Source organism: Saccharothrix sp. BKS2, from assembly GCF_047689505.1.
Lineage (GTDB): Bacteria > Actinomycetota > Actinomycetes > Mycobacteriales > Pseudonocardiaceae > Actinosynnema > Actinosynnema lopnurensis.
The window spans coordinates 19,826-45,458 of the sequence record NZ_JAUQOL010000013.1; the positions used below are offsets into that span (position 1 = coordinate 19,826).

Genomic DNA, 25,633 nt, shown 5'->3' on the forward strand with positions numbered 1-25,633 from the left:
GCCGCGAGGCGTCCGGTCACGGAGTCCACCTCCGCCCCCCCTTTTATCGTGACTTGAATCAAGCTCTCCAGTAAGGTTCCGCTCGGTCGCCGCCAGAACGACCTGGAAAAGGACACGCCCATGCGGTTCTCGGCAACACCCCGGCGGCCACGCCTGCGCGCCGCCCTGCTCGCCCTCGCCACCGCGGCAGCGGGCCTCACCGTCGCCACCACCACGGCGCCCGCCGCCCACGCGGCCCTGCCCGCCGGCTTCAAGAGCGTCGGCTACATGCCCTCCTGGGCCGGCAACGTCAACAGCGTCCAGTACACCAAGCTCACCCACATCAACTACTCGTTCGCGCTGCCCAACGCCAACGGCACCCTCCAGGGCATCCCCGACCCGGGCAAGCTCACCTCGTTGGTCAACCTCGCCCACGCCAACGGCGTCCGCGTCTCCCTCGCCATCGGCGGCTGGAACGACGGCAACGACTCCGCCTTCGAAGCCCTCGCCGCGAACGCGAGCTCCCGCACCACCTTCGTCAACAGCGTCGTCAGCGCCGTCAACCAGTACAACCTCGACGGCGTCGACATCGACTGGGAGTACCCCGACCCCGGCGCGTCGGCCACCAACTTCACCAACCTGATGAGCCAGCTCTCCAGCGCCATGCGCAGCCGCGGCAAGCTCCTCACCGCCGCCGTCGTCTCCGGCGGCGGCACCGCCGAAGGCGTCCAGACCGCCGTGTTCGGCCACGTCGACTGGCTCAACATCATGGCCTACGACGGCGGCAGCCCCCACGCCAACTACGACTGGTCCATCGCCAGCGCCAACTACTGGAAGAGCCGCGGCCTGCCCGCCGCCAAGACCGTCCTCGGCGTGCCCTTCTACAGCCGCCCCGGCTACTACACCTACGCCCAGCTCGTCGCCATGGACCCGGCCAACGCCAACCGCGACTGCGCCACCGTCAGCGGCGCCCAGCAGTGCTACAACGGCCTGCCCACCATCCGCCGCAAGACCCAGTGGGCGCTGGCCAACGCCGGCGGCATCATGAACTGGGAGCTCTCCCAGGACACCACCGGCAGCACCTCCCTGCTCAACGCCATCTACGAGACCGCGGGCGGCACCAACCCCAACCCGCCCGTCGGCCGCACCGGCCCCATCACCGGCATCGCCGGCAAGTGCGTCGACGTCGCGAGCGCCAACAGCGCCAACGGCACCGCCGTCCAGCTGTGGACCTGCAACGGCTCCAACGCCCAGACCTGGACCGTCGCCTCCGACAACACCCTGCGCGCCCTCGGCAAGTGCCTCGACATCACCAGCGCCGGCACCGCCAACGGCACCACCGCCCAGCTCTGGGACTGCAACGGCAGCGGCGCCCAGACCTGGCAGGCCCAGTCCAACGGCACCCTGCGCAACCCCGCCTCCGGCCGCTGCCTCGACGCCACCGGCCCCAGCTCCGCCGACGGCACCCGGCTCCAGATCTGGGACTGCTTCGCCGGCACCAACCAGGTCTGGCGCCTCCCCGCCTGACCCCCGCGCGGGCCCGCTCCACCCCGGGGCGGGCCCGCACCGGCTTGCCCACCCCGCCCCGACCGACCAGAGTTGGGGAATGGGTGACGAACGCGACGGCGTCGCGCTGACCAACCTCGACCAACCGCTGTTCGACGGCGCCGAGGCCACCAAGGGCGACCTCGTCGACTACCTCGACGCGGTCCACGACAAGATGATCCCCGTCCTCGCCGGCCGCCCCCTGTCCGTGGTGCGCGTGCGCCCCGGCCAGGAACCCTTCATGCAGAAGAACCTCCCCAAGTACACCCCCGCCTGGGTAGACAGCACGACGCTGTGGGCCGAGTCCTCCCGGCGCGAGATCCGCTACGCCCTCTGCGACGACCGCCGCACCCTGCTGTGGTTCGCCAACCAGCGCGCGGTCGAGTACCACGTCCCCCTCGGCACCGCCGACGCCCCCGACCGGCCCGACCACCTGGTGCTCGACCTCGACCCGCCGGAGGGCGCCGGCTTCGGCGAGGTCGTCGCCGCCGCCCGGCTCGTCCACCGCGCCCTGACCGACTGCGGGCTGACCGGGCTGGTCAAGACCAGCGGCTCCAAGGGCGTCCACGTCTTCGTGCCCGTCGACGCCTCCGACGAGGACGCCGCCGCCGCCACCCGCGCCCTGGCCGTCCGCGCCGAGCGCCTGGACCCGGCGATCGCCACCACCGCGTTCATCAAGGACGACCGGGGCGGGCGCGTGTTCCTCGACTCCACCCGCGCCTTCGGCTCCACCGTGGCCGCCGCCTACAGCCCCCGCATCCGCCCCAACGCCACCGTGTCCTTCCCGCTGGAGTGGGACGACCTGGACTCCGTCACCCCGGCCGACTTCACCATCCGCACCGCGCCGGCCCTGCTCGACAAGGCCGACCCGTGGCACGAGCGGATGCCCGCGCCGCAGCGGCTGCCCGACGACCTGGTGGCCGAGGGGCACACGATCCCGGTGGCGCGCGTCCAGGCGATGCACGAGGGCAAGCGCCGGGCTCGGGCCCAGCGCGGCGGGTAGCCGGTCGTTGTCCCGGGTTCACCGGGGCGCACACCGGAAAGCGTTGCTTTTGAGCAACACTGAAGTTATCGAGACCACTGGTACCGGAGGTGGCGGCGTCGCAGGACCCCGCCACCTCCGGTACTGGAACCGCAGACCTTCAGAGCCGGTCCTCCGACCGCGTCGGCACCGGCCCCTCGTCGCTCACCACGCGGACGCGGAGCACGGCGGCGGCCCCGACCGAGAGCGCGGCCCCCAGCAGGTAGGGGGCCCAGACCGCGACGTCGAAGAGGGCTCCCGAGCCGAGCGGCCCCGCCACCCTGGCCGCGGCCGCGGTGGACTGGGCCTGCCCCAGGCGCTCGCCGCGCGCCGCGGCCGGCCCGGCGCCCGCCACCAGGCTCGTCACCCCGGCGGTCAGGAACCCGTTGCCCGCCGACAGCACCAGCACCGCCGCGACGAACCCGACCAGGCCCGCGAACGGGGCCGCGGCCAGCCCGGCGGCGGTGAGGAGCGCCCCGGCGACGGCCACGCGCGGTTCGCCCCACCGGCGCACGGCGGGCGCGACCAGCGCGCCCTGCACCACCACCAGGCACAGCCCCGCGCCGCACAGCAACCACCCGACGAACGCGGGTCCGGCGTCGAAGCGCCGCTGGGCGAGGAAGGCCGCGGTGGTCTCCATCCCCACGAACGCGGCCATGCCCGCGAACCCGGCGACGAGCAGGGGCCACGGCACGAGCAGCCGGCGCGCGCGGGCGCCGGACCGCGGCGGGGCGTCCCGGGGCGGGGCGTCCCGGGGCTGGTCGGCGGGCAGCACGAGGTGGGCGAGCACCAGGTTGGCGGCGGCCAGGCCCGCGGCGGTCCACGCGACCGCGGCGAACCCCAGCGGCGCGGCGAGCGCGCCCAGCGCGGGCCCGACGGTGAACGCGAGGCCCACCGAGGCACCCACCAGGCCGACCGCCCGGGTCCGCCCGGCCGGTCCCGCCACGTCGACGGCGAACGCCTGGGCCACCCCGATGCTGCCGCCGCAGGCCCCCGCGACCAGGCGCGCCAGGGCCAGCGACCACAGCGCGCCCGCCGCGCCCATCAGCGCGAGGGACGCGGCGGAGCCCAGCAGGCTCAGCAGGAGCAGCCGCCGTCGGCCGTACCGGTCGGCGAGCCGGCCCAGCACCGGGGCGGCGACGGCCTGTGCGAGCGAGTACGCGGTGAGCACCGCGCCGAGCCAGGCGCCCGTGCCGCCGAGCGCGCCGACGTGGAACGGCAGCGACGGCAGGACGGCGGTGAAGCCGAGCAGGTCGACGAACACGGTGGCGCACAGCGCCAGGAGGACCCGCCTCGGCCTCGGCCGCTCGCTCCCCGCCGGGCGGTTCGTCACGGGGCGTGACCCTACCGCCCCCGGTGGTCGGACGCCCAGGGCTCCGGTCTCCCCTGGCCCGCCACCGGGTCGACCACCCCGGTACCCCACCGGGCGGCGGGCCGTGCGCGCGTGGCACTACGGTCCGATGTGGACAGTGCACCGCAGGAGCGGCCGCCCGGAACGCGGAGGTGTCCCGGGCGACCGGTCGCGCGTCAGCCGGCGCAGGCGGTGGTCAGGTTGGCCACCTGCGTGGCCCTGGTCTCCAGCCACTGGGCGGGACCGCTGACGAGGTCGTTCAGGGTCACCGCGGTCAGCGTGTCGGCCAGCGCGGTGATGGCCTGGCTGAGCGTGGTGTTGGCCGCGTCCGCCGCGAGGTCCGACAGCGTGGCCCCGGCCTCGTGCGCCCGGCCGAGCGCCTCCTCCGGGGCGGCGATGTCGACGTTGACCGCCGCCTGGGACAGGGCGTCCGTGCAGAGCTGGACCGTGTTGGCCGTGTTGGCGACCGCCGCCGCCGTGTCGGACGCCTCCTGGAGCGTCCCGCAGGCGCTCAGCGCCGCGACGGCGAGCAGGCCGGTGATGGTGGTGGCGAGTCGGGTTGCGGTGCGCATGGGCTCGTCCTTCCCGGTCGGGAGCCGTCACTTGTCAAGACGCGCGGACCCCGTCGGGGTTGTTCCGCCGGGGTGGGCGGCGGGCACTTGTCCCGGGTACCGCCGCACTGGGATGGTTGGCGCGGGAGGTGCCCTTCATGTCGATCGGCGCGTTGACGGGGATCTGCATCGCTCTTTTCGTGGCCGCGGCGGCGTTCTTCCGGCTGCGCGGCCGCCCGACCACCGGGACGCCCATCGGGCGGGTGCTGCGGTGGCTGGCCTTCGCGGGCACGGTCGGCACCACCGTCGCCGCGCTGCCCCTGGCGCTCTCCGACAGCGCGGTGGTCCTCCTGCTGCTGGCGGTGCCCCTGGTGCTGGCCGTGCTGGTGGTGGTCTCGGACGCGACCGGCAGGCTGGTCGGCACGACGACCGCCGCGGCGGCGCTGCTGATGCTGCTCTGGGGCGTGTTCCTGGCCTCCTTCCTCACCCCGTACTTCGTGTTCCCCGCGCTGCTGCTCGGCGCGGCGGCGCTCGCCTCGATCCGCCCGCGCGCCGCCGGCAGGCCGGCGGGGGTGGCGTAAACCCGTTCGTCCGCTCCCCGCGCCTTGTTACCCTCTGCGGACGCCGGGCGCGGGACTCCGGTGCGACTTCCGGAACCCGCCTTGGAAGCGATGCTTCGCAGTTCGCGCCCCCATTCCCCGCCCGGCGCCCACGACCAGGAACGGGTGCCGGATGGACCGCCTCGCCGCCGAGGACATGCTGCTGTTCGTCAACGCGGCGATCACCGCCACCGGGCAGCGCGAGTTCCGGGGCGACGCGGCCGGGCAGCGCCTGTCGCTGGACTTCCTGCACGAGTACATGGCGGTCAACTACCGCGACCTGTACGCCGCCGCGCTCGCCCTCGACGTCAACGACCACAACGCGGCGCTGATCGCGCTGCGCCTGCTGACCACCGCCGGTGACGCCTCCGACGGGCAGCGGCGCGTGGAGGGGCGGCTGATCGCGGCACGGCTGCGCGCGCTGCCCCCGCAGCGCGTCTACGGCCTGTTCCGCGACCTGCGCCGGGCCCGGGTGAACAACCGGCGCACGCGCGCCCTGATCCGGGACTGGCTCGCCGCGCGACCCGACCCGGCGTTCGACGCGGTCAAGTACCGCGCCGGCGTGAAGGTGGCGCTGCGCCACGCCCACCTCGCGCCCGCGCGCGATGAGCTGGGGCCGTTCCTGTTCGCGCCGTTCAGCCGCCCGCGCTACGCGACGCCGCTGCTGGAGACCTGGCGGCGGGCGCACTACGAGAAGGCCGCCGTGTACGAGCTGCCCTACACCGTCGCCGAGGGGTTCGCGGCCCGGCACCGCATCGGCCGGACGGCGTTCCTGGAGCGGATCGCGCCGCGGCTGACGCGGCTGGAGCGGTTGCGGTTGCAGGGCGCGGCCCGGCGCGACGGGGTCGACGCGGTGGTCGCGGACCTGGGGGGAATGCCGCTGACCCGGCTGGCCGGGTACGTGCTGTCGCTGCCGGTCGCCGACCGCGCGGCACGGCGGGAGGAGCTGACCTCCGCCCTGCGCGCCGCCGCCCGCCGGGCCTGCGGACCGGACGCCGGCCGGTGGGGGCGCGTCGCCGCGGTGCTGGACGACAGCTTCTCGGCCTCGGGCTCGGCCCAGAAGCGCCGCCGCCCGCTGGCCGTCGCGCTGGCCTGCCACCACCTGCTGGAGGCGCTGGCCGGCGAGTACGTCGCGCTGTGGACCTCCGGGCGCACCGACGCCCTGCTGGTCCGCCCGTACGGGATGACCCCTCTGGGCGACCGCGTGCTCGACGCGCTGGAGCACGAGCCGCAGCGCCTGGTCGTCGTCTCCGACGGGTGGGACAACGCGCCGCCCGGTCTGGCCGCCGAGGTGCTGCGGGTGTGGCGGACCCGGCTGGACCCGGACCGGCGGGTCAGCGCGGTGCACCTCAACCCGGTGTACGACGCGGACGCCTTCACCGCCCGCCGCCTCGCACCCGAGGTGCCCACCGTCGGCGTGCGCCGGGCGGAGGACGTGCCCGCCCTGGTGCGCTTCGCCCGGCTCGCCGAGGGCACCACCGGGCTGGCCGAGCTGCGCGCGCACCTCGCCGGCCGCGTGGACCGGCTCCTGGAGGAGCGGTGAGCGCGCGCCTGGACCTGACCGGCCTGACCGCCGCACCCGGGCAGGTCCGGGGCGGCGTGCGGCTCGTGCCGCTGGTCCGCGACGAGCCCATCACCGACCTGCGGCTGCACGCCGAGCTGTACGACGACGGACCCGGGGTGGTGGAGGTGGACCGCCGGACCCGGTACTGGTCCTACATCCCCCACGGGTTCGTGGCCACGTGGTCCGGCGACACCGCGCCGACCGCCGCCTACGGCACCTCCCTGGGACGGGCGGGCGAGCACGGCGCGCCCGCCCGCGCGCCGGTCCGCCCGCACCGCCGGATGGCCCGCCGCGTGGACGGCCGCCGGCTCCGCTTCCTGCCGCTGCACCTGGCCCTGGAGGGGTACCTGGCGCTGCACTTCGGCGGCCCGGCCGTGGTCTGGGAGCAGTGGTCGCAGCGCGCCGTCCGGCACGGCCTGTCGCCGCGCGAGGAGCAGGCGTACGCGGGCGCCGAGGTGCGCGACCTGGCGGACGCGCTCAAGGTCTTCGAGATCCACCCCGGCCAGTGCGGCGTGGTGGTGCACGTCGCCGACGCGCTCGCCGCGGCGTTCGTCGTGCCGCACCCGGACGACTACCGCGCCCTGCACCCCACCCTCGTGGCGGACCTGTACGGCGAGCTGGTCCACCACTACGCCACCTACGCGGCCCCGGTGCCGGAGTTCCGCGCGCGCCTGTCCGACGAGCACGTGCGGTCGTTGGCCGACCTGCGCGCCGCGGCCCGGCGGCAGCGGGCGGACTGGGCCCGGTTCCACGACGGCACGATGGCGGCCGACCTGCTCGACGCCGCGTACTCCGTGCGCCGCGTGCACCGCGTGGGCGACTACACGCTGTCCCGCTTCCTGCCGGGGTTCGGGCCCAAGCGGGAGAACCACATCGGCGAGCTGATCACCGACCACCGCGGCCGCACCGCCTACCTCAAGACGTTCCGGCTGTCCGAGGCGCAGTCGCGCCGGGGCCACCTGCTCGACCGCCTCGCCGGCCACGACTGGCACCTGCCCGGCGCCGCCGCGTCGCTGGGCCTGACCGAGGCGCAGCTCGGGCTGCGCCTGGACTCGGCCGGCCTGGGGCTCCTGCTGCGCGAGGACGTGCTGGCCCGTTACCGCGCTTCGGCCGCCGGGGGGTGAGCACCGGCACCGTCCACTACGGATGCGGCTGCGGTATGCCGAAGTTCCCGGTGGCGCGGCGGGCCGCCCGCCGGGTGAGCGGCGCTCGCCTCGTCGCCGGGTCCGGGGCAGGTCACGCGGGAGTTCGGGGCGTCCGACCGCCGCCCGGCGCACGCCCGGTCGCGGCGGCGCCGGGACCGTAGCGGGCTGCGGGCGAACCGGACACCCACCCCGAGCGGCGCGGTTAGTCTCCTGGCGGTCCGCACCGCGGCAGGGACGCGGCGCGGACGACGACCGACACCGTCGAAGGGGGACGCGGTGGACCAGCAGGCTGATCTCGCCCCGCAGATGAAGCAGTACGAGGACTTCGCGGGCGGCGACGTGCGGTGGCTGCCCTACCTGGTGTTCTTCAACCGCACCGACTACCGCTCGCCGGTGCTCAACACCGACGCGGGCGGGTTCCGGCTCGGCTCCGGCCCCGACGGGCCGTGCTCGCTGCTGGAGAACCACCCCGGCGGCGAGGTGAGCGTGCTGCTCGGCGGTTCGCCCGCGTTCGGCTTCGGCGCGTCCGCCGACGAGCGCACCATCACCTCGGTGCTGTCCCGGGGCGAGGGCGCCGCGACGTGGTTCAACCTCGGCGCGCCCGCGTACAACTCGACCCAGGAGCTGGTGCTGTTCCTGCTGCACCGGCACCAACTGCCGAGGGTGCGCGACATCATCGTGTTCTCCGGGCTGAACGACCTCGTGGTCGCCGGCCTGCCCGACGCCCGCGCCGACTACGGCCAGTTCTTCTTCTCCGGCGAGTTCTTCACCCAGCTCGGCGTGCCCGAGGCGGGCAACCAGCTGCGCCAGCCGAAGTGGGCGCTGGGTCGGCTGGCCCAGCGGATCGGCCTGTCGGGCGGGGCCGCGAAGGACGACGAGCCGCGCGTGCCCACGCCCGAGGAGCGGGTGGACACCGCGGTGGCCCAGTGCGCCCGCGACCTGGACCGCCTGCTCGAACTGGCCGCGCCCACCGGCGCCCGGGTGCACTTCGTGCTCCAGCCCACCGCGCTGTGGACGGGCAAGCGGCGCACGGCGGAGGAGCGGGCCCTGATCGACGACGCCGACCGGGAGCGTGCGGCGGTGTGGAACCTGTTCCGGCCGATCCTCGACCGGCGGGTGCACGAGCGGTACCGCGACCGGCTGGCGGCCGTGTGCGCCGAGCGGTCGGTGTCCTTCTTCGACGCCAACCCGGCGCTGTCGGGCGACGAGTGGTTGTTCGTCGACCTGGTCCACCTCAACGACGAGGGCAACCGGGTGGTCGCGGAGGCGATGCGGGACGCGCTCGGGCTCGACGGCGAACGACCCGGTGACGGACGGACCGGTGGCGGACGAACCGGTGGCGAGCTGGAGGAGGTCGGCTGATGTTCCGCAGGATCGTGCAGTTCTTCCGGCGGCGCAAGCGCAAGCGCCGCAACGACAACTCGATCTACCCGATGTTCTGACCGGTCCGGACCTGGGGGGCAGCCGTGTCGGACGCGGAGTACCGCACCACGTACCTGAGGGCGCTCGACCCCGAGTGCCCGACACCCCGGACCGACGAGCTGCCCCGCCTCCGGGCGGCGCTCGCCGCGGTCGGGGAGCACGACGGGTCCACCCCCGACCTCGCGACCCTGGTGGACGGCGCCCGGGGGTGGGCGGCCGAGGAGGGGCGCCGGTTCCGCGAGGTCCTCACCGGACCGGACCGGGACCCGGCGCGCGCCCGCGTGCTCAACAACTGCGCGCCGCTGGCGCTGTCCGCGGGCGCGTGGCTCCAGTGGCTGTCCAGCGCCGGCAACGCCGAGACCGAGCCGGTGCTGCGCGTCCTGGCGCTCTACGCCCAGGACGTCGGCGTGGGCTACCCGCACGCCGACCGCGGCAGCGACTACCGGGCGGTCCTGCGCGCGCACCGGCTGCTCGACGAGGCGCCCGGCGTGCGGCTGGCGGGCAGCGACCAGGTGGAGAGCTCCGGCTTCCGGTTCCCCGCCCTGCTGCTGGCCATGAGCCGCCTGCCCGAGGAGTTCCTGCCCGAGCTGGTCGGCGCGGACCTGCACCTGCGCGCGGTCGGCCTGCTGCCCCCGCTCGCCGGGCTCGACCCGGCCTGGCTGGGTGTGCCGGTGGGAACCCTGGACCTCGGCGGGCGGCGGCACGACGACCCGCGCCCGGCGCTGGAGCTGTCCCTGGCCGCCGCGGCGGCGGTGCTGGACGACGGCGGGGGCGACCGCCTGCGGCTGGGCTTCCGGTGGGCCGGGGAGGAGCTGCGCACCTGGTGCGGCGCGCTGCTGCGGGAGATCGAGCTGGCCGTCCACCCCGACTACGACATGTGGCGGCTGATCTGGTCCCGGGCCAGGCAGGCGGCCGTCTACCACGCCGACTTCCCGCTGGCCGGCAGGCCGCTCGCGGAGTGGTTCGCCGACGTGGACGCCGGGCCGGGCGCGTTCCTGGACGCACTGGCGCGCAGCACCCTGGTGCGGCCGGGGCGACCCGACCGCAGCCCGCTGCTGCGCGGCCTGATCGGTGAGAAGGGCCGGATGTTCCGCATCTTCACCGAGGACGAGATCGCGGTGCTGCGGCGGTGGATCGCCGGCCTGTCACCGGACGGGTCGGCCCCGGACGCCGCCGGGCACGAGCGGCTGCACCACGCGCAGCGGTCGTGGCACCGCCCGGACACCCCGCTCCCGAACACCTCCCCCGCCGGCACCCCGAACCCCGGCACCCCGAACCCCGGCACCCCGCTCCCGGACACCCGGGGCGCCGGCGCCCCGGTCACGGGCCCCCCGCTCCCCGGCACCACCCTCCCCGACACCCCTCCCCCGGCCACCCGCCGGACGAGCGCCGGCGACGACTTCGGCCGGCCCTCCGCCCGGGAGGCGTACCGCACGCTGCTCAGCCGCGCCGACTCCCCCGGCGTGCGGCGGTTCGCGCACGACTACGTCACCCGCTGGCTGACCCGCTCCCGCTACGGCCTCGACCGCGCCCCGCGACGGCTGCCGCCGCGCTGGGACCCGGAGACCGGGTTGCGCGGCTGGCTGGCCGCCGAGCACGACCGGCACGCCGCCGAGCACGACGCGGGCGCGCCCCGCCTGCCCACCCGGGAGCAACTGGTCGACTCGACCCTCCAGCTGGCCCCGCTGATCATGATCGACGGCGGCTGGTTGCAGGGGTTCACCGACCACCAGCTGGCCTCCTCCCCCGCCGGCCGGTTCCTGTTCCAGACCTACTGGGACGAGCTGGGCAACGGCGTGCGGGAGCTGAACCACCCCGTGATCTACCGCGACCTGCTCCGCCAGATGGGCATCGACCTGCCGCCGACCGACTCGCCGGGGTTCAGCGCCTTCGCCGGCTTCCACGACGAGTCGTTCGAGCTGCCGGTCTACTGGCTGGCCGTCTCCCGGTTCCCGCGCACGTTCCAGCCCGAGATCCTGGGCCTGAACCTGGCCATGGAGCTGTCCGGGGTGGGCGGCAGCTACCGGGACGCCCGGGTGGGCCTGCTGCACCACGGGTTCAGCACCCAGTTCGTGGACCTGCACAACACCATCGACAACGTCTCCACCGGGCACTCCGCCTGGGCCGTCGACGCCATCGACAGCTACCTGGCCGACCAGCCCCGCGACGACGGCGAGGTGTGGCGGCGCGTCCGGGTGGGCTACCGCTCGCTCAACCCGCCCGAGGGCCTCGCGGCCTCCCTCTACAGCACCCTGACCTCCCGTACCGCACGGTACGCCCGGCGATGAGGAGCCGATCCGCGTGGCCACCGCAGCACTCGGTATCTCCGCCTTCTACCACGACAGCGCGGCGGCGCTGGTCGACGCGGGCGGCGTCGTGGCCGCCGCGCAGCAGGAGCGGTTCAGCAGGCGCAGGCACGACCCCGCGTTCCCGGACCTGGCCGTCCGGTACTGCCTGGAGGAGGCGGGCGCGAAGCTGGACGACCTGGACGTGGTCGCCTACTACGAGGACCCGCGGCTGAAGTTCCGCCGCGTCCTGTCCACCTTCGTCGCCACCGCGCCCTCGGCGTGGCGGGCCTTCCGGGACGTCGTGCCGGGCTGGCTGGCGTGGAAGGCGCGGGCCGGGACCGAGGTCCGCGAGCGGCTGCGGGAGTTGGACCTCGGCGCGCCGCCACCGGTCCGGTACTACCGCCACCACGAGTCGCACGCCGCGTCCGCGTTCCTGCCCAGCCCCTACGCGTCGGCGGCCGTGCTGTGCGTGGACGGGGTCGGCGAGTGGGCCACCACCACGATCTGGCACGGTCGCGGCAACCGCGTCGAGCCGGTGGCCGAGCTGCGCTTCCCGCACTCGCTGGGCCTGCTGTACTCGGCGTTCACCTACTTCTGCGGGTTCAAGGTGGACTCCGGCGAGTACAAGCTGATGGGCCTGGCCCCCTACGGCCGACCCGTCTACGCGCCGCTGATCCGGGAGCGGCTGGTCGACGTCAAGGCCGACGGCTCGTTCCGGCTGGACACCGCGATGTTCGAGTTCCTGCGCGGTCGGGTGATGACCGGGCGGGCGTTCGAGGAGCTGTTCGGCGGGCCGCGCCGGGAGCCGGAGGGGCCGCTCACCGAGCGCGAGTTCGACCTCGCCGCCTCGGTGCAGCAGGTGACCGAGGAGATCATGCTCGGCCTGGCGCGGACCGCGCGGGAGCGCACCGGCGAGGCGACCCTGTGCCTGGCCGGCGGGGTCGCGCTGAACTGCGTCGCCAACGGCAGGATCGTCGAGCGGGAGCTGTTCGACGACGTCTGGGTGCAGCCCGCGGCGGGCGACGCGGGCGGCGCGCTGGGCGCGGCGCTGCTGGCCGTCGACCCGCCCCGAGAGCACGTCCGCGCGGGCCGGGACGCCATGCGCGGCGCCCGGCTGGGTCCCGCCTACGGCGACGAGGAGATCCGGTCCTACCTGGACGCGCACGGCCTGCCGCACCGGCGGCTGACCGAGACGGAGCTGTCCGACGAGGTCGCCGGGCTGCTCGCGGACGGCAAGGTGGTCGGCTGGTTCCAGGGCCGCATGGAGTTCGGGCCGCGCGCGCTGGGCTCGCGCTCGATCCTGGGCGACGCCCGCGACCCGCGGATGCAGTCGACGATGAACCTGAAGATCAAGTTCCGCGAGTCGTTCCGGCCGTTCGCGCCGGTCGTGCTCGCCGAGGACGTCACCGACTACTTCCGGCTGCGCGGGTCGAGCCCGTACATGCTGGTCGTCGCGCAGGTCGCCGAGGCCCAGCGGCTGCCGGTGCCGGACGACGCCGGGGCCGACGGGCTGGACCTGCTGCGCGTGGCGCGGTCGACGATCCCCGCGGTGACCCACGTCGACCACTCGGCGCGGGTGCAGACCGTCACCGCGGACACCGACCCGGCCCTGCACCGGCTGCTGACCGGCTTCAAGGCCAGGACCGGCTGCCCGGTGCTGGTGAACACCTCGTTCAACGTGCGCGGCGAGCCCATCGTGGCCACGCCGGAGGACGCCTACCGGTGCTTCATGCGCACCGACGTCGACGCGCTGGCCCTGGGCAACTCCCTGCTGCTCAAGTCCGAGCAGCCGGAGTGGCGCGAAGAGGGCGACTGGCGCCGCGACATCCCGCTGGACTGAAAAAAACCGAGCGCAGGAGGAGAACGTGGTGGTCGTGGTGCGCCGAGTCGTCGTCCCGGCGGTGCTGCTGGTGGTGTACCTGCTCGTGGTCACGCCGATCGCCGTGGTCGCCCGCCTGCTGGGCGACCCGCTGCGGCGGCGACCCGACCGCGCGGCCGACAGCTACTGGACCGACCTGCGGTAACGCCGGTTCGGTGTGCCGAACGGCCCGGGTTCACCGTCAGTAGAGTTCCCGGTCCCGACCGGTCGCAGGAGCTCCGGCAGCAGGTACCCGGCCATCGCCAGGACGAAGCCGCCGGACAGGGCGATCAGCGGTGGTACGGCCGGTTCCGCCGCCGCGCCCACCGCGAAGACCACCGCCCGGCCGACCACCACCCGGGTCACCGGGCCCTCGCCGCGGAAGCACCCGCAGGGGGCGCCGGGGCGCTTCTTCCTCAGCCGTACCAGGTAGACCGTGAAAGCCGCGTACAGGGCGGCCACCGCGTACGGCGTCACCACCACCGATACCGCGACCGCCACCTCCAGCGCGGCCAGCGCCCGCCGGCCGCGCCGGTGGCCGAGCGCGGCGAACACCAGCAGCAGGGCACCCCCGACGGCGAACACGGGTTCAAACCTACTTGCGCCACACGGCTTCGGGGAGCCCACCAGGCGGACCAACCTGCTGGTGAGCGCCCTCCCGGGTGTTCTAGCGTGCCCGCCGTGACCGCCGAACAACGCCTTGACCTCGTGGCCCCCGGAGGGGACCGCGTCGTCGTCACACTGCCCGGGACCGCCCCCGTGTCGAGCGTCGCGACCGCCGTGCGGTTCGCCGGCGGCTCGTACGGCACCGGCTTCCAGATCGGGCCGCGCGGCTACCACGACTTCGCGCGCGCGCACGTCGCCCCCGCCACCACCACCGACCGCTTCCTGGTGCACGGCCGCGAGGTCGTCGTGGCCGAGGCGCACGACGGGGAGTCCTCGTGGGCCACCCTGGTCGGCACCTACCACGAGCTGATGACCGTGTACGCGGGTCCCGCACCGCGCCGCGACCGCGTGTTCGCGCTGTTCAACTCGCTGCGCGTGGACGACCGCGTGGGCGGCATGGTGGTGCGGCCGCGGTCGGCGACGCTGCTGGAGAGCATGAGCGAGCACGTCGTGGTCGTGGTGCGCGACTTCGGGTCGGTGTCCGTGCCCGGCCCCCGGCAGGCCCGCGACCACGTCCCCGCGCACGCGGGCGCGCCCACCCGCCACGGCGAGGTGTGGAAGGTCGCCCTGCCCGGCGCGCGGGGCTCGACCGCCCTGTCCGACCACACGTTCGTGGTGGGCTGCGCGGCGGGCGTGGCCGAGGTGCACCTGTCCGGCACGCCGCACCGCACCGACCGGGAGCGGCTGGACTGGCTGGCGGGCATCGGCGTGGCCTGGGAGCCGGCGTGAACCCCGGCACCGCGTTCCTGGTCATCACCTGGGCGGCGATCGTCGTGCTGTTCCTGGGGCTGGCGGCGGTGCTGCGCGAGGTGCGGCTGCTGCGGGCCGCCGTGGCGCGCGACCCGGAGGGCTTCTCCGCGGCGCAGCCGGACATCGTGCTGGGCGAGCGGTTCGCGGGCCGGGTCGTGCTGGCCGCCGACTCGGGGTGCCCGCTGTGCGTGGCGGTGGCGCGGCGGCTGACCGACGCCGTGCTGCTCACCCACGAGCCCCCGGACGCGTGGGACACGCCGCTGGACGTGGTCAGCGACCGCGAGGCGTGGCGGTCGGTGTCGCACCTCGCGCCGCCGGTGCTGATGCGGGTCGACGCGACCGGGCGGGTGGCGCGGCTGGCGCTGCCGGTGCGCGAGGAGCAGGTGGACGAGGTGCTCGACGAGTGGGGGGTGCGCGGTGCTGGCGTTCGACTCGATTCCTGACCACGACCGGGGTGAGGGGCGCAGCGGCGCCCTGCGCGACCTGCGGGTGGGCCGCCGCCGGACCGTGCTCAAGGCCGCGGTGCTGGGCGCGCTGACCATCGGCGCGGCCGCGCTGACGCCGCCGCGCCGGGCCCGCGCCGAGACCGGCCCGAACGCGCTGACCGGGTGGGACCGCAACGACTGCCGCGACGCCTACCCCACCGGCTACGCCGAGGACGCCGACACCGGCGGCGAGTTCGTCAACACCTACGCGGCCTGCTGGGCGGGCGGGTGGCGCAGCAGCGAGTTCTGCGAGGCGGGCTGGCACAAGTTCGGCACGGTGGTCGTCGGGGACGTGCACGTCGACCACGCGCCCATCGCCACCATGTGCGGCACCACCACGACCAAGAACGCCTGGCGCTGGACCACCCCGGACGGCAAGGTGTACCGCTGCTCGGACGGGTTCAGCACCTACTGGGGCGGCGGGCAGAGCGGGCTGACCTACCTGACCATCTGCCGGGCGCGGGTGTGATGCGCTGGCACCCGCTCCTGCTGGCCGCGGTGCTCGCCGCGGTGGCGTCGGTCGGCGCGGCCGGCGCGGTCGGCGGCCTGGCCGGCGCGGCGCTCGCGCCGTGGCTGCTGATCGGGGTGACGGCCGGGTTCGCCACGTCCGGCTCCACTTGAAGCCGGAACTCGGCCCACGTGCTGAGCTCGCCGGTCTGGCGAGGTCCACCCGCGCTGGCGTTCCGCGCCGGCCTGCTCCTCGGGGGCGCGCTGAGCGCCGCCGTGCTCCTGGTCGTCGGCTCGCTGCTGCGCGTGCCGCTGCCCTGGTGGGCGCGGTGGGCGGTGGTGGCGCTCGCCCTGCTCGCCGTGCTGCTGCGGGAGCTGCGCGTGCTGCGGTTCACGCTGCCGGAGAACCGGCGGCTGGTGCCGGAGAGCGTGTTCCGGCTGGGGCGCCTGCTCGGCCCGCTCCAGTTCGGCCTGGAGATGGGCACCGGGGCGCGGACGTACCTGCCCAGCGGCCTGCCCTACGCGGCGGCGGTGGCGGTGCTGCTGACCGCGCCGACCGCGGGCGCGCTGGCGGCGGGCGTCGGGTTCGGGCTGGGACGGGCGCTGATGACGACGGCCGCGCTGCGCCACCCGGGCGACTGGCACGCGCTGTGGGGGCGCTGGTCGGCGCGGCTGGCCGTGGTGCTCGGCTGCGCTTTCACCGTGTCGCTGGCGGGCGCGTTCCTCGCCGGCTGACCGTGTCTTGAGGTTTTCGCGAAGGGAGGGCGGACGTGCGTTCGCCGAAGCTGGTTCTGGTGGTCCTCTTGGCGGCCGGGGTGACGACCGCGCCCGCGGCGGTCGCGGTGGGCGCGCCCGCCGACGAAGCCGGGCAGGTGGTCACCCTCGTCACCGGTGACCGGCTGCGGGTCTCGCGCGGTGCGGGCGGGATGGCCGTGGAGGTGCGGCCGGTGGCCGGGCGGGAGCACGTCGGGTTCCTGCGCGACGGCGACCGCGTGGTGCCCTCGGACGCCCTGCCGCTGATCGACGCCGGGCGGCTGGACCCGCGACTGTTCGACCTGGCGCGGCTGCCGCGCGACCGGCCGCCGGCGCTGATCGTCACCGACGCCGGCGGCGAGGTGCCCGCGACCGGCGTGCGGGCCCTGCCGAGCGTGCGCGGCGCGGCGCTGCGGCCCGCCGACGGCTTCTGGGACTGGTTCACCCGCTCCCGCGCCTCGGTGTGGCTGGACGGGGTGTCCAGGCCGACCCTGGACACGACCGCGCCGCTGATCGGCGCGCCCACCGCGTGGGACAGCGGGTTCACCGGGGCCGGCGTCGCGGTCGGCGTGCTGGACACCGGCGTGGACGCCGGGCACCCCGACCTGGCGGGCCGGGTCGTCGAGCAGGCCGACTTCACCGGCTCCGGCCCGGCCGACGAGGTCGGCCACGGCACGCACGTCGCCGGGATCATCGCGGGTGACGGCACGGCCTCGGGCGGCCGGTACCGGGGCGTCGCCCCGGACGCCACCCTGATCAGCGGCAAGGTGTGCACGACGTTCGGCTGCCCGGACTCCGCGGTGATCGCGGGCATGGAGTGGATCGCGCCCCGCGCGGCCGTGGTGAACATGAGCCTCGGCGGCGCGTCCAGCGACGGCGAGGACCCCGTCTCGCGCGCGCTCAACGACCTCACCGCCCGCCACGGCACCCTGTTCGTGGTGGCCGCGGGCAACGACCGCAGCCTGGACCAGATCGACCCGCTGGCCTCGGTCACCTCCCCCGCCGCGGCCGACGCCGCGCTGGCCGTGGGCAGCACCGACCGCGACGGCGCCACCAGCCCGTTCTCCCCGCGCCAGCCGCGTCCGGGCGACCACGCCGTGAAGCCCGACATCGCCGCGCCCGGCGCGGACGTCGTCTCCGCCCGCGCCCCCGGCACCCCGGCGGGCGACACCGCGCCCGTGGACGAGCACTACGCGACCCTGTCCGGCACGTCCATGGCCGCCCCGCACGTGGCCGGCACCGCCGCCCTGCTGCGGCAGCGGCACCCCGGCTGGACCGCCGACCGGCTCAAGCCGCTGCTGGTCAGCACCGCCCACCCGACCGCCGACGTGTTCGAGCAGGGCGCGGGCCGGGTCGACGCGGCCCGCGCCGTCGCCCAGGACGTGAGCGCCTCCGGCGGCCTCGGGTTCGGCTTCCTGCGCTGGCCGCACGACGCCCCGCTGGACCGCACCGTGACCTACCGCAACGACGGCGCCGCGCCCGTGGCGCTGACCCTGTCCACCGACTCCCCGCGGTTCACCGCCTCCGCGCCGGGCGTCGTCGTCCCCGCGCACGGCACCGCGTCGGTGACCGTGCGCCTGGACCCGGCCGGGGCGTCGGGTCGGCTGGGCGCGCGGCTGACCGGGCGGGCGCCGGGCGTGGTCGTGCGGACCGCGCTGACCGCCGTGCTCGAACCGGAGGCCCACGAGGTGCGGGTGACGCTGCGCGGGCGCACCGGCACGTCCGCGTCGACCGTGGTGAAGGCCGTGGACAACGCGACCGGCGCGGCCTACGGCGTGCGCGTGGTGAACGGCGTCGGCACGGCCCGGCTGCCCGTGGGCCGCTACGACGTCACCGCCCTCGAGGTGTCCGACGCCAACGACGTGACCCTGCTGGCCAGGACCGGCGTGACCGTGGACCGGGCGACGACCGTGGCCCTCGACGCGACCACCGGCACCCCGGTGACCACCACCGTCGACCGCGCCGGGGCGCAGCTCGTGGTCGGCGAGCTGCTGCTGGTCTCCGGCACGGCCGAGCGGAACTCCAGCCTGGGCTGGTTCGCCCGGCCCGGCCAGCGCGTGCACCTGGTCGCCACCCCCGGCACCACCACCGTCACCGACCACGTGTTCTCGCTGTCCTACCGGGCGACGCTGACCGCCCCGGGCGCCGCCTACCACCTGGCGTTCCTGTCCCGGGGCGCCATCCCGGACGGCCGGTTCGCCGTGCGCGACCGCGACCTGGCCCGGGTGGACTCCCACTACCACGCCCAGGGCGCGCCGACCGAGGGCCTGCGCTCGGACTACGCGTTCCTCGACGACCCCGGCGCGAACAGCGGCATCTACGAGGCTTACCCGCACCGGATCCCGAGCCGCCGCACCGAGTTCTACACCGCCTCGCCCGGGGTCCGGTGGCAGCACCTGGCCGCCATGTTCCCGCCCGGCGCGGAGGACGTGGAGAACACGGTGTCCTACCGGACCTACCGGCCGGGCCGCCAGGAGACGCACTGGAACAGCGCGCCCCTGGGTCCGGCGTTCGGCGACGAGGGGCTGGGCTTCGGCATCCGGCGCGACGGCGGGCAGCTGTCCGTGGGCGTGACCCTGCTGTCCGGCGGCGCCCCCGACCACTTCACGCTGCCGCCCTACAGCGCGACCGGCACCACCGAGCTGTTCCGCGACGGCCGCTCGCTGGGCGTGAGCGACCTGCCCGGCACCGGCGTGTTCGAGGTGCCGGAGGAGCCCGGGACCTACACCCTGCGGTCGACCGTGACGAGGTCCGTGCCGTGGTCGGTGATCGGCACGTCGGCGGACGTGACGTGGACCTTCCACGACTCCGGCGGTCCGGCGCCGGTGCTGCTGGTGCGCGCCTCGGGGGACGTCGACGAGCAGGGCCGCGCCCCGGCCGGGCGGCTGTTCCCGCTGCGGCTGGTGGCGCAGCACCAGCCGGGGGCGACCGCGTCCCGGATCGTGTCGCTGCGGGTCGAGGCGTCCTCCGACGACGGGGCCACGTGGCGCGCCGCGCCGACCACGTTCACCTCGTCGGGCGTCGGCTTGGCGCTGGTGTCGCACCCGGCCGCGCCGGGCTTCACCTCGCTGCGGATCACCGCCCGTGACGCGGCCGGGAACTCGGTGGTGCAGACGGTGGTCCGGGCCTACCAGACGCGGTGAGCGCGCCGGTGCCCCGGTCGGTCCACTGTGGACCGACCGGGGCACCGGCCCGGCCGGGCGCGGCCCGCGACCCCGTCACGGCCGGCACCGGGCGCCCGCGGGCGCACCGCACGACCGGTACCCGAGGTGGAGGCGGAACGGGCACCGAGGGGGAAGCGCCGCACCCGCCGTCCCGGTCAGCATGAGGGGCATGGTCGACGAGGCGGTCACCCCGGAACCCACCCGCACCCGCATCGGGGCCCTGGACGCGCTGCGCGGGTTCGCCCTGTGCGGGATCGTCTTCATCAACATCCCGCAGACCATGGGGATGGCCACCGACCTGTCCGCCGTGCCCGAGGGGTTGCGGCTGTTCGTGCTGGGGAAGTTCTACCCGATCTTCTACCTGCTGTTCGGCATCGGCTTCGGGCTGTTCCTGCGGTCGGCGGCCCGGCGCACGGCCGCGCCCCGGGTGCCGGTGCTGCGGCGGCTGTCGGCGCTGGCCGCGCTCGGCGCGCTGCACCACCTGGCGCAGCCGGGAGAGGTGCTGCTGCCGTTCGCGGTGACCGGCCTGGTGGTGCTGCTCCCGCTGAGCTACGCCTCGACGCGGGTGAACCTGGTGGTCGGCGTGGCGCTCACGGTGGGCGGGGTGCTGGCCGGGGTCGGTGGGTTCGGGGTGCTGCCGGGGTTGTTCGCGCTCGGGTTCGCGTTGGCGCGGGCCGGGTTCGCCGAGCGGGTCGAGCACCGCACCGGTGGGACGGCCGGCGCGGCGGCCGGGTGCGCGGCGCTGGCCGCGGTGGCGTACCCGGTCGCCCTGGCCGGCGGGGGCGGGCTGGTCGGCCGCTGGGCGGGGCTGGTGTTCTCCCTGGCGGTGGCGGGCGCGTACGCCGCCGGGTTCCTGGTGCTGCTGCGCACCCCGGTGGGGCCGGCGCTGTCCCGGGTGCTCGCGCCGCTGGGGCGGATGGCGCTGACGAACTACCTGACCGCCACGCTGCTGTTCGTGCCGCTGGGCACCGCGCTCGGGCTGCGCGGCTCGGCCGACTGGGGCGGCGCGGCCCTGCTCGGCGCGGGCGTCCTCGCCGTCCAGTTGGCGTGGAGCCCCTGGTGGCTGCGCCGGTTCGACTATGGTCCCCTGGAGTGGGTCTGGCGCACGGTGACCTACTGGCGGTCGATCCCGATCCGGGGGGCGGGTCACCGCGGTCGCACGAGCCTGAGGGGGCGCGGTGGCGGGGCGGTGGGGGGCGCTGGCGCGGCTGGGCGGGGACACCCCGGCCGGCCGTGACGCGGTCGCGGCCGCGGTGCTCGTCGTGCTGGGCCTGCTGCGGTTGCCGCTGGCGCTGCTGGTCAACGGGGGCGCGTTCCCGTCCCCCGGTTGGGTGATGGGCTGGGCGGCGGCGGCCTCCACCGCGGACCTGGCGACCCTGGCCCTGCGCCGCCGCGCACCGCGTACCGCGCTCGCCCTGGCCACCGCCGTGGTGCTGGCCGCGACCGCGTTGCCCGCCGTGCTCCTGCCCACCGGGGTCGGGGTGCTCGTCTGCGCCTTCTCCGCGGCCACCCTGCTGCCGCCGCGGTCGGCCGCGCCCGTGCTGGTCGCGGGCGCGCTCGTGCACGCGGTGGGCGGCGTGCTGTCCGCCCGGTGGGGCGGCAACGTCCAGGCGGTGATCACGTTCTGGGCCAACGACGGCACCGACGTGGTGGACCTGGTGACGGCCTCCGCCGGCACGTTCGCCATCCCCGGGCTGATCGGCCTGTACGTGCGGGTCAACCGCGCCTACGCGGCCGAGCTGGCGGCCCGGGTCCGGCACCTGGAGGTCGAGCGGGAGCTGCGCGCGGAGGCGGCGGCGGCCGAGGAGCGCGGCCGGATCGCCCGCGACCTGCACGACATCGCCGCGCACGACCTGTCCGCGATCGTCGTGCAGGCGGGCGCGGCCGACCGGTTGCTGGAGCGGGACCCGGCGGCCGCGCGGGCGGTGCTGCTCGACATCCGGGCGCAGGGCAGGCAGACGCTGACCGCGCTGCGCGGGCTGGTGGGTGTGCTGCGCGACCGGGCGGACGGCGCCGGGCCGCGACCGACGCTGGCCCGGGTCGACGACCTGGTGGCCTCCGCCCGGAACACCGGCATGGACGTCGCGCTGACCGTGCGCGGCGACGAACGACCCCTGGAGCCGGTCGTCGACGTGGCCGCCTACCGCCTGGTGCAGGAGGCGCTGACCAACGCCCGGCAGCACGCCGGGGCCACCCCGGTCGCGGTGGAGGTCGAGTTCCGGGCCTCGGGGCTGCGGGTGGCGGTGCGCAACGCCGCCGGCCGGACCGGCTTCGGGCCACACGGCGGGCACGGCCTGGCCGGGATGGGCGAGCGGGTCCGGCACGCGGGCGGCAGGCTGGTGGTCGGGCCCACCGGGAACGGCGACTGGCTGGTGGAGGCGCGCTTCCCGGGGACGGGGGCGCCGTGACGGTCCGGGTGGTGGTCGCCGACGACCAGGCGGTGGTGCGGGCGGGGTTCCGCACGATCCTGGAGTCCGAGCCGGACGTGGAGGTGGTCGGGGAGGCGGCGGACGGCGCCGAGGCGGTGGCCGTCGCGCGCCGCACCCGCCCCGACGTGGTGCTGGTGGACGTGCGGATGCCGCGCGTGGACGGCATCGCCGCCACCGCCGAGCTGGCCGGGCCCGGGGTCGTCGACCCGGTCGCGGTGCTGGTGGTGACCACCTTCGACCTCGACGAGTACGTCTTCGCCGCGCTGCGGGCGGGCGCGAGCGGGTTCGTGCTCAAGGACGTGGAGCCCGACGAGCTGGTCACCGCGGTGCGGGTGGTGGCGGCGGGGGAAGGCCTGGTCTCGCCGGGCGTGACCAGGCGGCTGATCGCCGAGTTCGCCCGCACCCGCGCGCCGCGCCCCACCGGCCCGCTGCCGGAGCTGACCGAGCGGGAGCGCCAGACGTGGCTGCTGGTCGCGCGGGGGCTGTCCAACGCCGAGATCGCCGCCGAGCTGGTGCTCAGCCCGTCGACGGTGAAGACCCACGTCGGCAACCTGCTGGCGAAGCTGGGCTGCCGCGACCGGGTGCGGGCGGTGGTGCTCGCCTACGAGCGCGGGGTGGTGCTGCCGGGTTCGCGACCCGGTGCGGGCGGGGGCCCGACGGGTCCGTAGCTTCTCGCCATGGATGTCGAACGCGTGGCGAGCGTGATCCCCGTGGAGGACCTGGCGACCGCGGTCGAGGTGTGGGCCCGGCTGCTCGGTGTGCCGCCCACGTTCGTCGACGGCGACCGGTGGGCGCAGTTCGACGTGGCCGGCGGGCGGATCGCCCTGGCCGGCGCCGACCGCGCGCACGACTCCCCCGGCCTGCTGGTGAAGGTCGCGGACGTGGACCGCGCGCGGGACGACGCGCTCGCCGCCGGGCTCTACGTGGGCGAGGTGACCGACGGGCCGCACGAGCGCCGGTGCGTGGTGACCGCGCCGGACCGGTGCCCGGTCGTCTTCTACACGCCCACCGCGGGCTGAGCCGGAACCCCCGCGCAGCGCGGGAGGCCCCCGGCGATCGCCGGGGGCCTCGACCTCGCTCGACCGTGCCGAACCCGGGGTCAGACGATCCAGGCGTTGAAGCGCTGGGCCGCGACCACGTCGGAGTTGTCGTCACGGGTCGTGGCGCACGCCCACTGCTGGATCTTCGCGCCGTTGGCCAGCGAACCGTCGCGGACGTCGACGCACTTCGGACGCAGCACGTTGGCGTCCCAGCTGCGCCGCGGCGCGAGGGCCACGGAGCTGTCGCTCTGCGTGACCAGCAGGAACTGCTGCGCCGGCAGGTCGAGCGGGTTGCTGGTGCAGTCCCACTGCTGGAGCTGGGTGCCGTTGGCCAGGCTGCCGCCGCGCACGTCCAGGCACTTGCCCGAGTGCACGAACTGGAGCTGCGACCACACGTCGTCCGGGTTCAGCACGCGCAACTGCTGCTGACCGACACCGACGCAGGTGTACTGCTGGATGTCGGCACCGTTGCCGGTGACACCGTTGACCACGTCGAAACACTTGCGGCTGTTGACGTTCTCGATCTCGATGACCAGCTCCTCGGCGTTGGCCGAGACGTCGGCCGAGCGCTGCTGCGCCGCGCCCGGCTTGGCCTTGCCGACCTCCGCCAGGACCTCCCGCACGGTGGTGCCCTTCGCGTCGGTCGTCGGCTCCGGCGCGCCGGCCGTGGCCGACGAGGAGAGCAGACCGGTGACCGCCGCGAAACCCATGGCGGCCACGAGGACCGAACGGGTGAATACCTTCTTCAACGAATACCCTTTCCCCCACTGATGAACGCCCGGCTACCGAACCGGACTGAAGAACTTTCGCAGAAATCGACCCGGCCGTCAAGCAGAATTGAGGCGGTAACGGATCGGCCCCCTCGGACGATAGACGCCGTCTACCCCCGGTTCGCCCCGGTCGCTATCCGCGGCGACCCGTGCAGCCGGCCGCGAGGAGACCGTTCAACAGTTGTTCACCTGGTCCGACGACAGCACACCGGCGACCGCGAAGATCCCGAAGGGCCAGCTCCGGGCACGTGCCGAGAAATAGAGCCGCTGTTGTCGGGAAGGATGGGGTGCATTGCTCCGGCGGCTTTACCCGAGCATTCCGCCGGACGACCCGACAAAGCACCGAGGAATGGCTCGACGGCCGCACGGCATGTCCCGCCCGGCGGGACATGCCGTGCGGTTCGAACTGGTCCGAGCCCTGCGAGGACGGTGCACCACCCCTCGGGGTCGCCTCTCGCGCAAACCCGTTCCGACCTCGAACACGCGTTCGACCAGGGGCAGTGACCTTCGAGGTGGTCCCGCGCGCTCCGGGGGCGCCGGCCTCGACGTCCCGACCCGGCCGCGCGCTGTGTTAGCTTTCCCCGGCCAGCCGAGCCCGCGTCCGCGCGGGTCCGGACGGGGGAATCCGGTGGAAAACCGGAACTGACGCGCAGCGGTGAGGAGCGCCCGGAAGGGCCTGCTCCGAGTCCGAACACCCACTGGCACCCCGCCGGGGCGTGACCGGGCGGGGCCACCGTACGGACGGGCTCCGCGTTCGGGCCCTCGACGCTTGAGGATGTGCGCTCCGTGCCACCCGCCCGTCTCCCCCTGCTGGTCATCGCCACCGCCCTCACCCTGTCCGCCTGCGGCGGGCCGCCCGCCGGGGCGCCGGCCGAGCCCGGGACGGCGGTGGAGAACTGCGGTCGCACCGTGCGGGTGACCGAGCCGCCGCGGCGCGCGGTGGCGCTGAACCAGGGCAGCGCGGAGGTCATGCTGGCCCTGGGCCTGGCCGACCGGATGGTCGGCACCGCCACCTGGACCGACCCGGTGCTGCCGGAGTTGGCCGAGGCCAACGCGGAGGTCCCGCGCCTGGCGGAGAACAGGCCGTCGCTGGAGCGGGTGCTGGAGGCCGAGCCCGACTTCGTGGCCGCCTCCTTCGAATCGGTCCTGGGCACCGGCGGCGTCGCCACCCGCGACCGGTTCGAGGAGCTGGGCGTGGCCACCTACCTGTCCCCCACCGACTGCGGCGCCAAGGACAACAGCGGCGACGGCGACGGCGTCCGCACCACCGCGCTGAGCGTGGACGACGTCTACCGGGAGATCCGGGACCTGGCGCGGCTGTTCGCCGTGGAGGCCCGCGGCGAGGAGGTCGTGGCGGGACTGCAACGCCGCCTCGCCGCCACCACCGAGGGGCTGGACGCGTCCGGGACCACCGTCCTGTACTGGTTCGCCAACTCCGAGTCGCCCTACCTGGCCGGGTGCTGCGGCGCGCCCGGCGTGATCACGCGGGCGCTGGGCGCGCGCAACGTCTTCGACGACACCGACGAGGAGTGGCCGCAGGTCAACTGGGAGACGGTGGTGGAGCGCGACCCCGCCGTGCTGGTGATCGGCGACCTCACCCGCCGCTCGCAGACCGCGGAGAGCGCGGCGGCGAAGATCGGTTTCCTGGAGTCCAACCCGGTGACCTCCCGGATGCGGGCGGTGCGGGAGAAGCGGTACGTGCCGCTGAGCGGGCAGGCGCTGAACCCGACGATGCGCACCGTGGAGGGCGTCGAGCGCGTCGCCGAGGCGCTGCGGCGGTTCGGGCCGCTCGGGTGACGGCCGCGG

The 25,633-nt window shown here is 75.4% G+C and carries 24 protein-coding genes and 1 riboswitch; of the genes, 20 read left to right on the forward strand and 4 right to left on the reverse strand.

Translation table 11 applies throughout. The features are described from left to right. The first annotated feature begins 120 nt into the window (after window positions 1–120). Together Q5530_RS26430 and ligD are read left to right on the forward strand one after the other, a co-directional pair. Window positions 121–1,506, forward strand: coding sequence for a glycosyl hydrolase family 18 protein (locus Q5530_RS26430; RefSeq protein ID WP_415365469.1), 1,386 nt, complete (start codon window positions 121–123; stop codon window positions 1,504–1,506). Between the two features lie 79 nt (window positions 1,507–1,585). After that, complete coding sequence (gene ligD, locus Q5530_RS26435) at window positions 1,586–2,527, forward strand: non-homologous end-joining DNA ligase (protein WP_415365470.1); 942 nt, start codon at window positions 1,586–1,588, stop codon at window positions 2,525–2,527. 139 nt (window positions 2,528–2,666) lie between these two features. Here ligD and Q5530_RS26440 read toward each other — a convergent pair whose 3' ends face one another. After that, window positions 2,667–3,878 carry an MFS transporter gene (locus Q5530_RS26440; RefSeq protein WP_415365471.1) on the reverse strand — a complete coding sequence of 404 codons (1,212 nt, stop codon included), beginning with the start codon at window positions 3,876–3,878 and terminating at the stop codon, window positions 2,667–2,669. A 194-nt stretch (window positions 3,879–4,072) separates the two neighbouring features. Then, window positions 4,073–4,468, reverse strand: coding sequence for a bacteriophage spanin2 family protein (locus tag Q5530_RS26445; RefSeq protein ID WP_415365472.1), 396 nt, complete (start codon window positions 4,466–4,468; stop codon window positions 4,073–4,075). Window positions 4,469–4,605: 137 nt separating this feature from the next. Between Q5530_RS26445 and Q5530_RS26450 the strand changes: the two genes are divergently transcribed. From Q5530_RS26450 to Q5530_RS26480, 7 genes are all read left to right on the forward strand, one after another. Continuing rightward, entirely contained in the window at window positions 4,606–5,028 is a 423-nt protein-coding gene (locus tag Q5530_RS26450; protein ID WP_415365473.1) for a hypothetical protein, read from the forward strand. 151 nt (window positions 5,029–5,179) lie between these two features. Then, the gene (locus Q5530_RS26455; RefSeq protein WP_415365474.1) at window positions 5,180–6,589 is read left to right on the forward strand and encodes a hypothetical protein; all 1,410 of its coding nucleotides are present in this window, start codon (window positions 5,180–5,182) and stop codon (window positions 6,587–6,589) included. Continuing rightward, window positions 6,586–7,734 carry an ARPP-2 domain-containing protein gene (locus Q5530_RS26460; RefSeq protein WP_415365475.1) on the forward strand — a complete coding sequence of 383 codons (1,149 nt, stop codon included), beginning with the start codon at window positions 6,586–6,588 and terminating at the stop codon, window positions 7,732–7,734. The genes Q5530_RS26455 and Q5530_RS26460 overlap by 4 nt, the downstream gene beginning before the upstream one ends. Window positions 7,735–8,031: 297 nt before the next feature. Next, entirely contained in the window at window positions 8,032–9,117 is a 1,086-nt protein-coding gene (locus Q5530_RS26465; RefSeq protein ID WP_415365476.1) for an SGNH/GDSL hydrolase family protein, read from the forward strand. A 104-nt stretch (window positions 9,118–9,221) separates the two neighbouring features. Then, window positions 9,222–11,465, forward strand: a complete 2,244-nt coding sequence (locus Q5530_RS26470) for an iron-containing redox enzyme family protein (RefSeq protein ID WP_415365477.1) — start codon at window positions 9,222–9,224, stop codon at window positions 11,463–11,465. 13 nt (window positions 11,466–11,478) lie between these two features. Beyond that, window positions 11,479–13,305, forward strand: a complete 1,827-nt coding sequence (locus Q5530_RS26475; RefSeq protein WP_415365478.1) for a carbamoyltransferase — start codon at window positions 11,479–11,481, stop codon at window positions 13,303–13,305. Window positions 13,306–13,330: 25 nt separating this feature from the next. Next, window positions 13,331–13,489, forward strand: coding sequence for a hypothetical protein (locus Q5530_RS26480; RefSeq protein WP_415365479.1), 159 nt, complete (start codon window positions 13,331–13,333; stop codon window positions 13,487–13,489). Here the strand turns inward: Q5530_RS26480 and Q5530_RS26485 are convergent. Continuing rightward, window positions 13,468–13,908, reverse strand: a complete 441-nt coding sequence (locus Q5530_RS26485; RefSeq protein ID WP_415365480.1) for a MauE/DoxX family redox-associated membrane protein — start codon at window positions 13,906–13,908, stop codon at window positions 13,468–13,470. The two genes, Q5530_RS26480 and Q5530_RS26485, sit on opposite strands and share 22 nt — an antisense overlap. A 174-nt stretch (window positions 13,909–14,082) precedes the next feature. Here Q5530_RS26485 and Q5530_RS26490 point away from each other — a divergent pair, with 174 nt between their 5' ends. The 10 genes from Q5530_RS26490 to Q5530_RS26535 all read left to right on the forward strand — a co-directional run bounded on the left by Q5530_RS26490 (window position 14,083) and on the right by Q5530_RS26535 (window position 23,036). Next, window positions 14,083–14,718 (forward strand): hypothetical protein, encoded by a 636-nt coding sequence (locus Q5530_RS26490; protein WP_415365481.1) that lies wholly within the window; start codon window positions 14,083–14,085, stop codon window positions 14,716–14,718. Further along, window positions 14,715–15,182 carry a hypothetical protein gene (locus tag Q5530_RS26495; RefSeq protein WP_415365482.1) on the forward strand — a complete coding sequence of 156 codons (468 nt, stop codon included), beginning with the start codon at window positions 14,715–14,717 and terminating at the stop codon, window positions 15,180–15,182. The genes Q5530_RS26490 and Q5530_RS26495 overlap by 4 nt, the downstream gene beginning before the upstream one ends. Continuing rightward, the gene (locus tag Q5530_RS26500) at window positions 15,157–15,693 is read left to right on the forward strand and encodes a hypothetical protein (RefSeq protein ID WP_415365483.1); all 537 of its coding nucleotides are present in this window, start codon (window positions 15,157–15,159) and stop codon (window positions 15,691–15,693) included. Before Q5530_RS26495 ends, Q5530_RS26500 begins: the two co-directional genes overlap by 26 nt. Beyond that, window positions 15,693–15,845 carry a hypothetical protein gene (locus tag Q5530_RS26505; RefSeq protein ID WP_415365484.1) on the forward strand — a complete coding sequence of 51 codons (153 nt, stop codon included), beginning with the start codon at window positions 15,693–15,695 and terminating at the stop codon, window positions 15,843–15,845. Before Q5530_RS26500 ends, Q5530_RS26505 begins: the two co-directional genes overlap by 1 nt. 18 nt (window positions 15,846–15,863) lie before the next feature. After that, window positions 15,864–16,406, forward strand: a complete 543-nt coding sequence (locus Q5530_RS26510) for a hypothetical protein (protein ID WP_415365485.1) — start codon at window positions 15,864–15,866, stop codon at window positions 16,404–16,406. A gap of 59 nt (window positions 16,407–16,465) precedes the next feature. Continuing rightward, a complete protein-coding gene (locus tag Q5530_RS26515; RefSeq protein ID WP_415365486.1) occupies window positions 16,466–19,567 on the forward strand; it encodes a S8 family serine peptidase in 3,102 nt (1,033 codons plus the stop codon). A gap of 190 nt (window positions 19,568–19,757) precedes the next feature. Next, complete coding sequence (locus tag Q5530_RS26520; RefSeq protein WP_415365487.1) at window positions 19,758–20,825, forward strand: DUF418 domain-containing protein; 1,068 nt, start codon at window positions 19,758–19,760, stop codon at window positions 20,823–20,825. After that, on the forward strand, window positions 20,767–21,996 hold the full coding sequence (locus Q5530_RS26525; protein WP_415365488.1) for a sensor histidine kinase: 1,230 nt from the start codon (window positions 20,767–20,769) through the stop codon (window positions 21,994–21,996). The genes Q5530_RS26520 and Q5530_RS26525 overlap by 59 nt, the downstream gene beginning before the upstream one ends. Continuing rightward, window positions 21,993–22,685, forward strand: a complete 693-nt coding sequence (locus Q5530_RS26530) for a response regulator (RefSeq protein ID WP_415365489.1) — start codon at window positions 21,993–21,995, stop codon at window positions 22,683–22,685. The genes Q5530_RS26525 and Q5530_RS26530 overlap by 4 nt, the downstream gene beginning before the upstream one ends. A gap of 9 nt (window positions 22,686–22,694) precedes the next feature. Further along, window positions 22,695–23,036 (forward strand): VOC family protein, encoded by a 342-nt coding sequence (locus Q5530_RS26535; RefSeq protein ID WP_415365490.1) that lies wholly within the window; start codon window positions 22,695–22,697, stop codon window positions 23,034–23,036. 80 nt (window positions 23,037–23,116) lie between these two features. Here the strand turns inward: Q5530_RS26535 and Q5530_RS26540 are convergent, their stop codons facing one another. Then, window positions 23,117–23,806, reverse strand: coding sequence for an RICIN domain-containing protein (locus Q5530_RS26540; RefSeq protein ID WP_415365491.1), 690 nt, complete (start codon window positions 23,804–23,806; stop codon window positions 23,117–23,119). 639 nt (window positions 23,807–24,445) lie between these two features. Then, a riboswitch (cobalamin riboswitch) is annotated at window positions 24,446–24,524 on the forward strand. Window positions 24,525–24,604: 80 nt separating this feature from the next. On the opposite strand from Q5530_RS26540, the gene Q5530_RS26545 reads away from it, so the two are divergent. Next, entirely contained in the window at window positions 24,605–25,624 is a 1,020-nt protein-coding gene (locus Q5530_RS26545) for an ABC transporter substrate-binding protein (protein ID WP_415365492.1), read from the forward strand. Window positions 25,625–25,633: the final 9 nt, after the last annotated feature.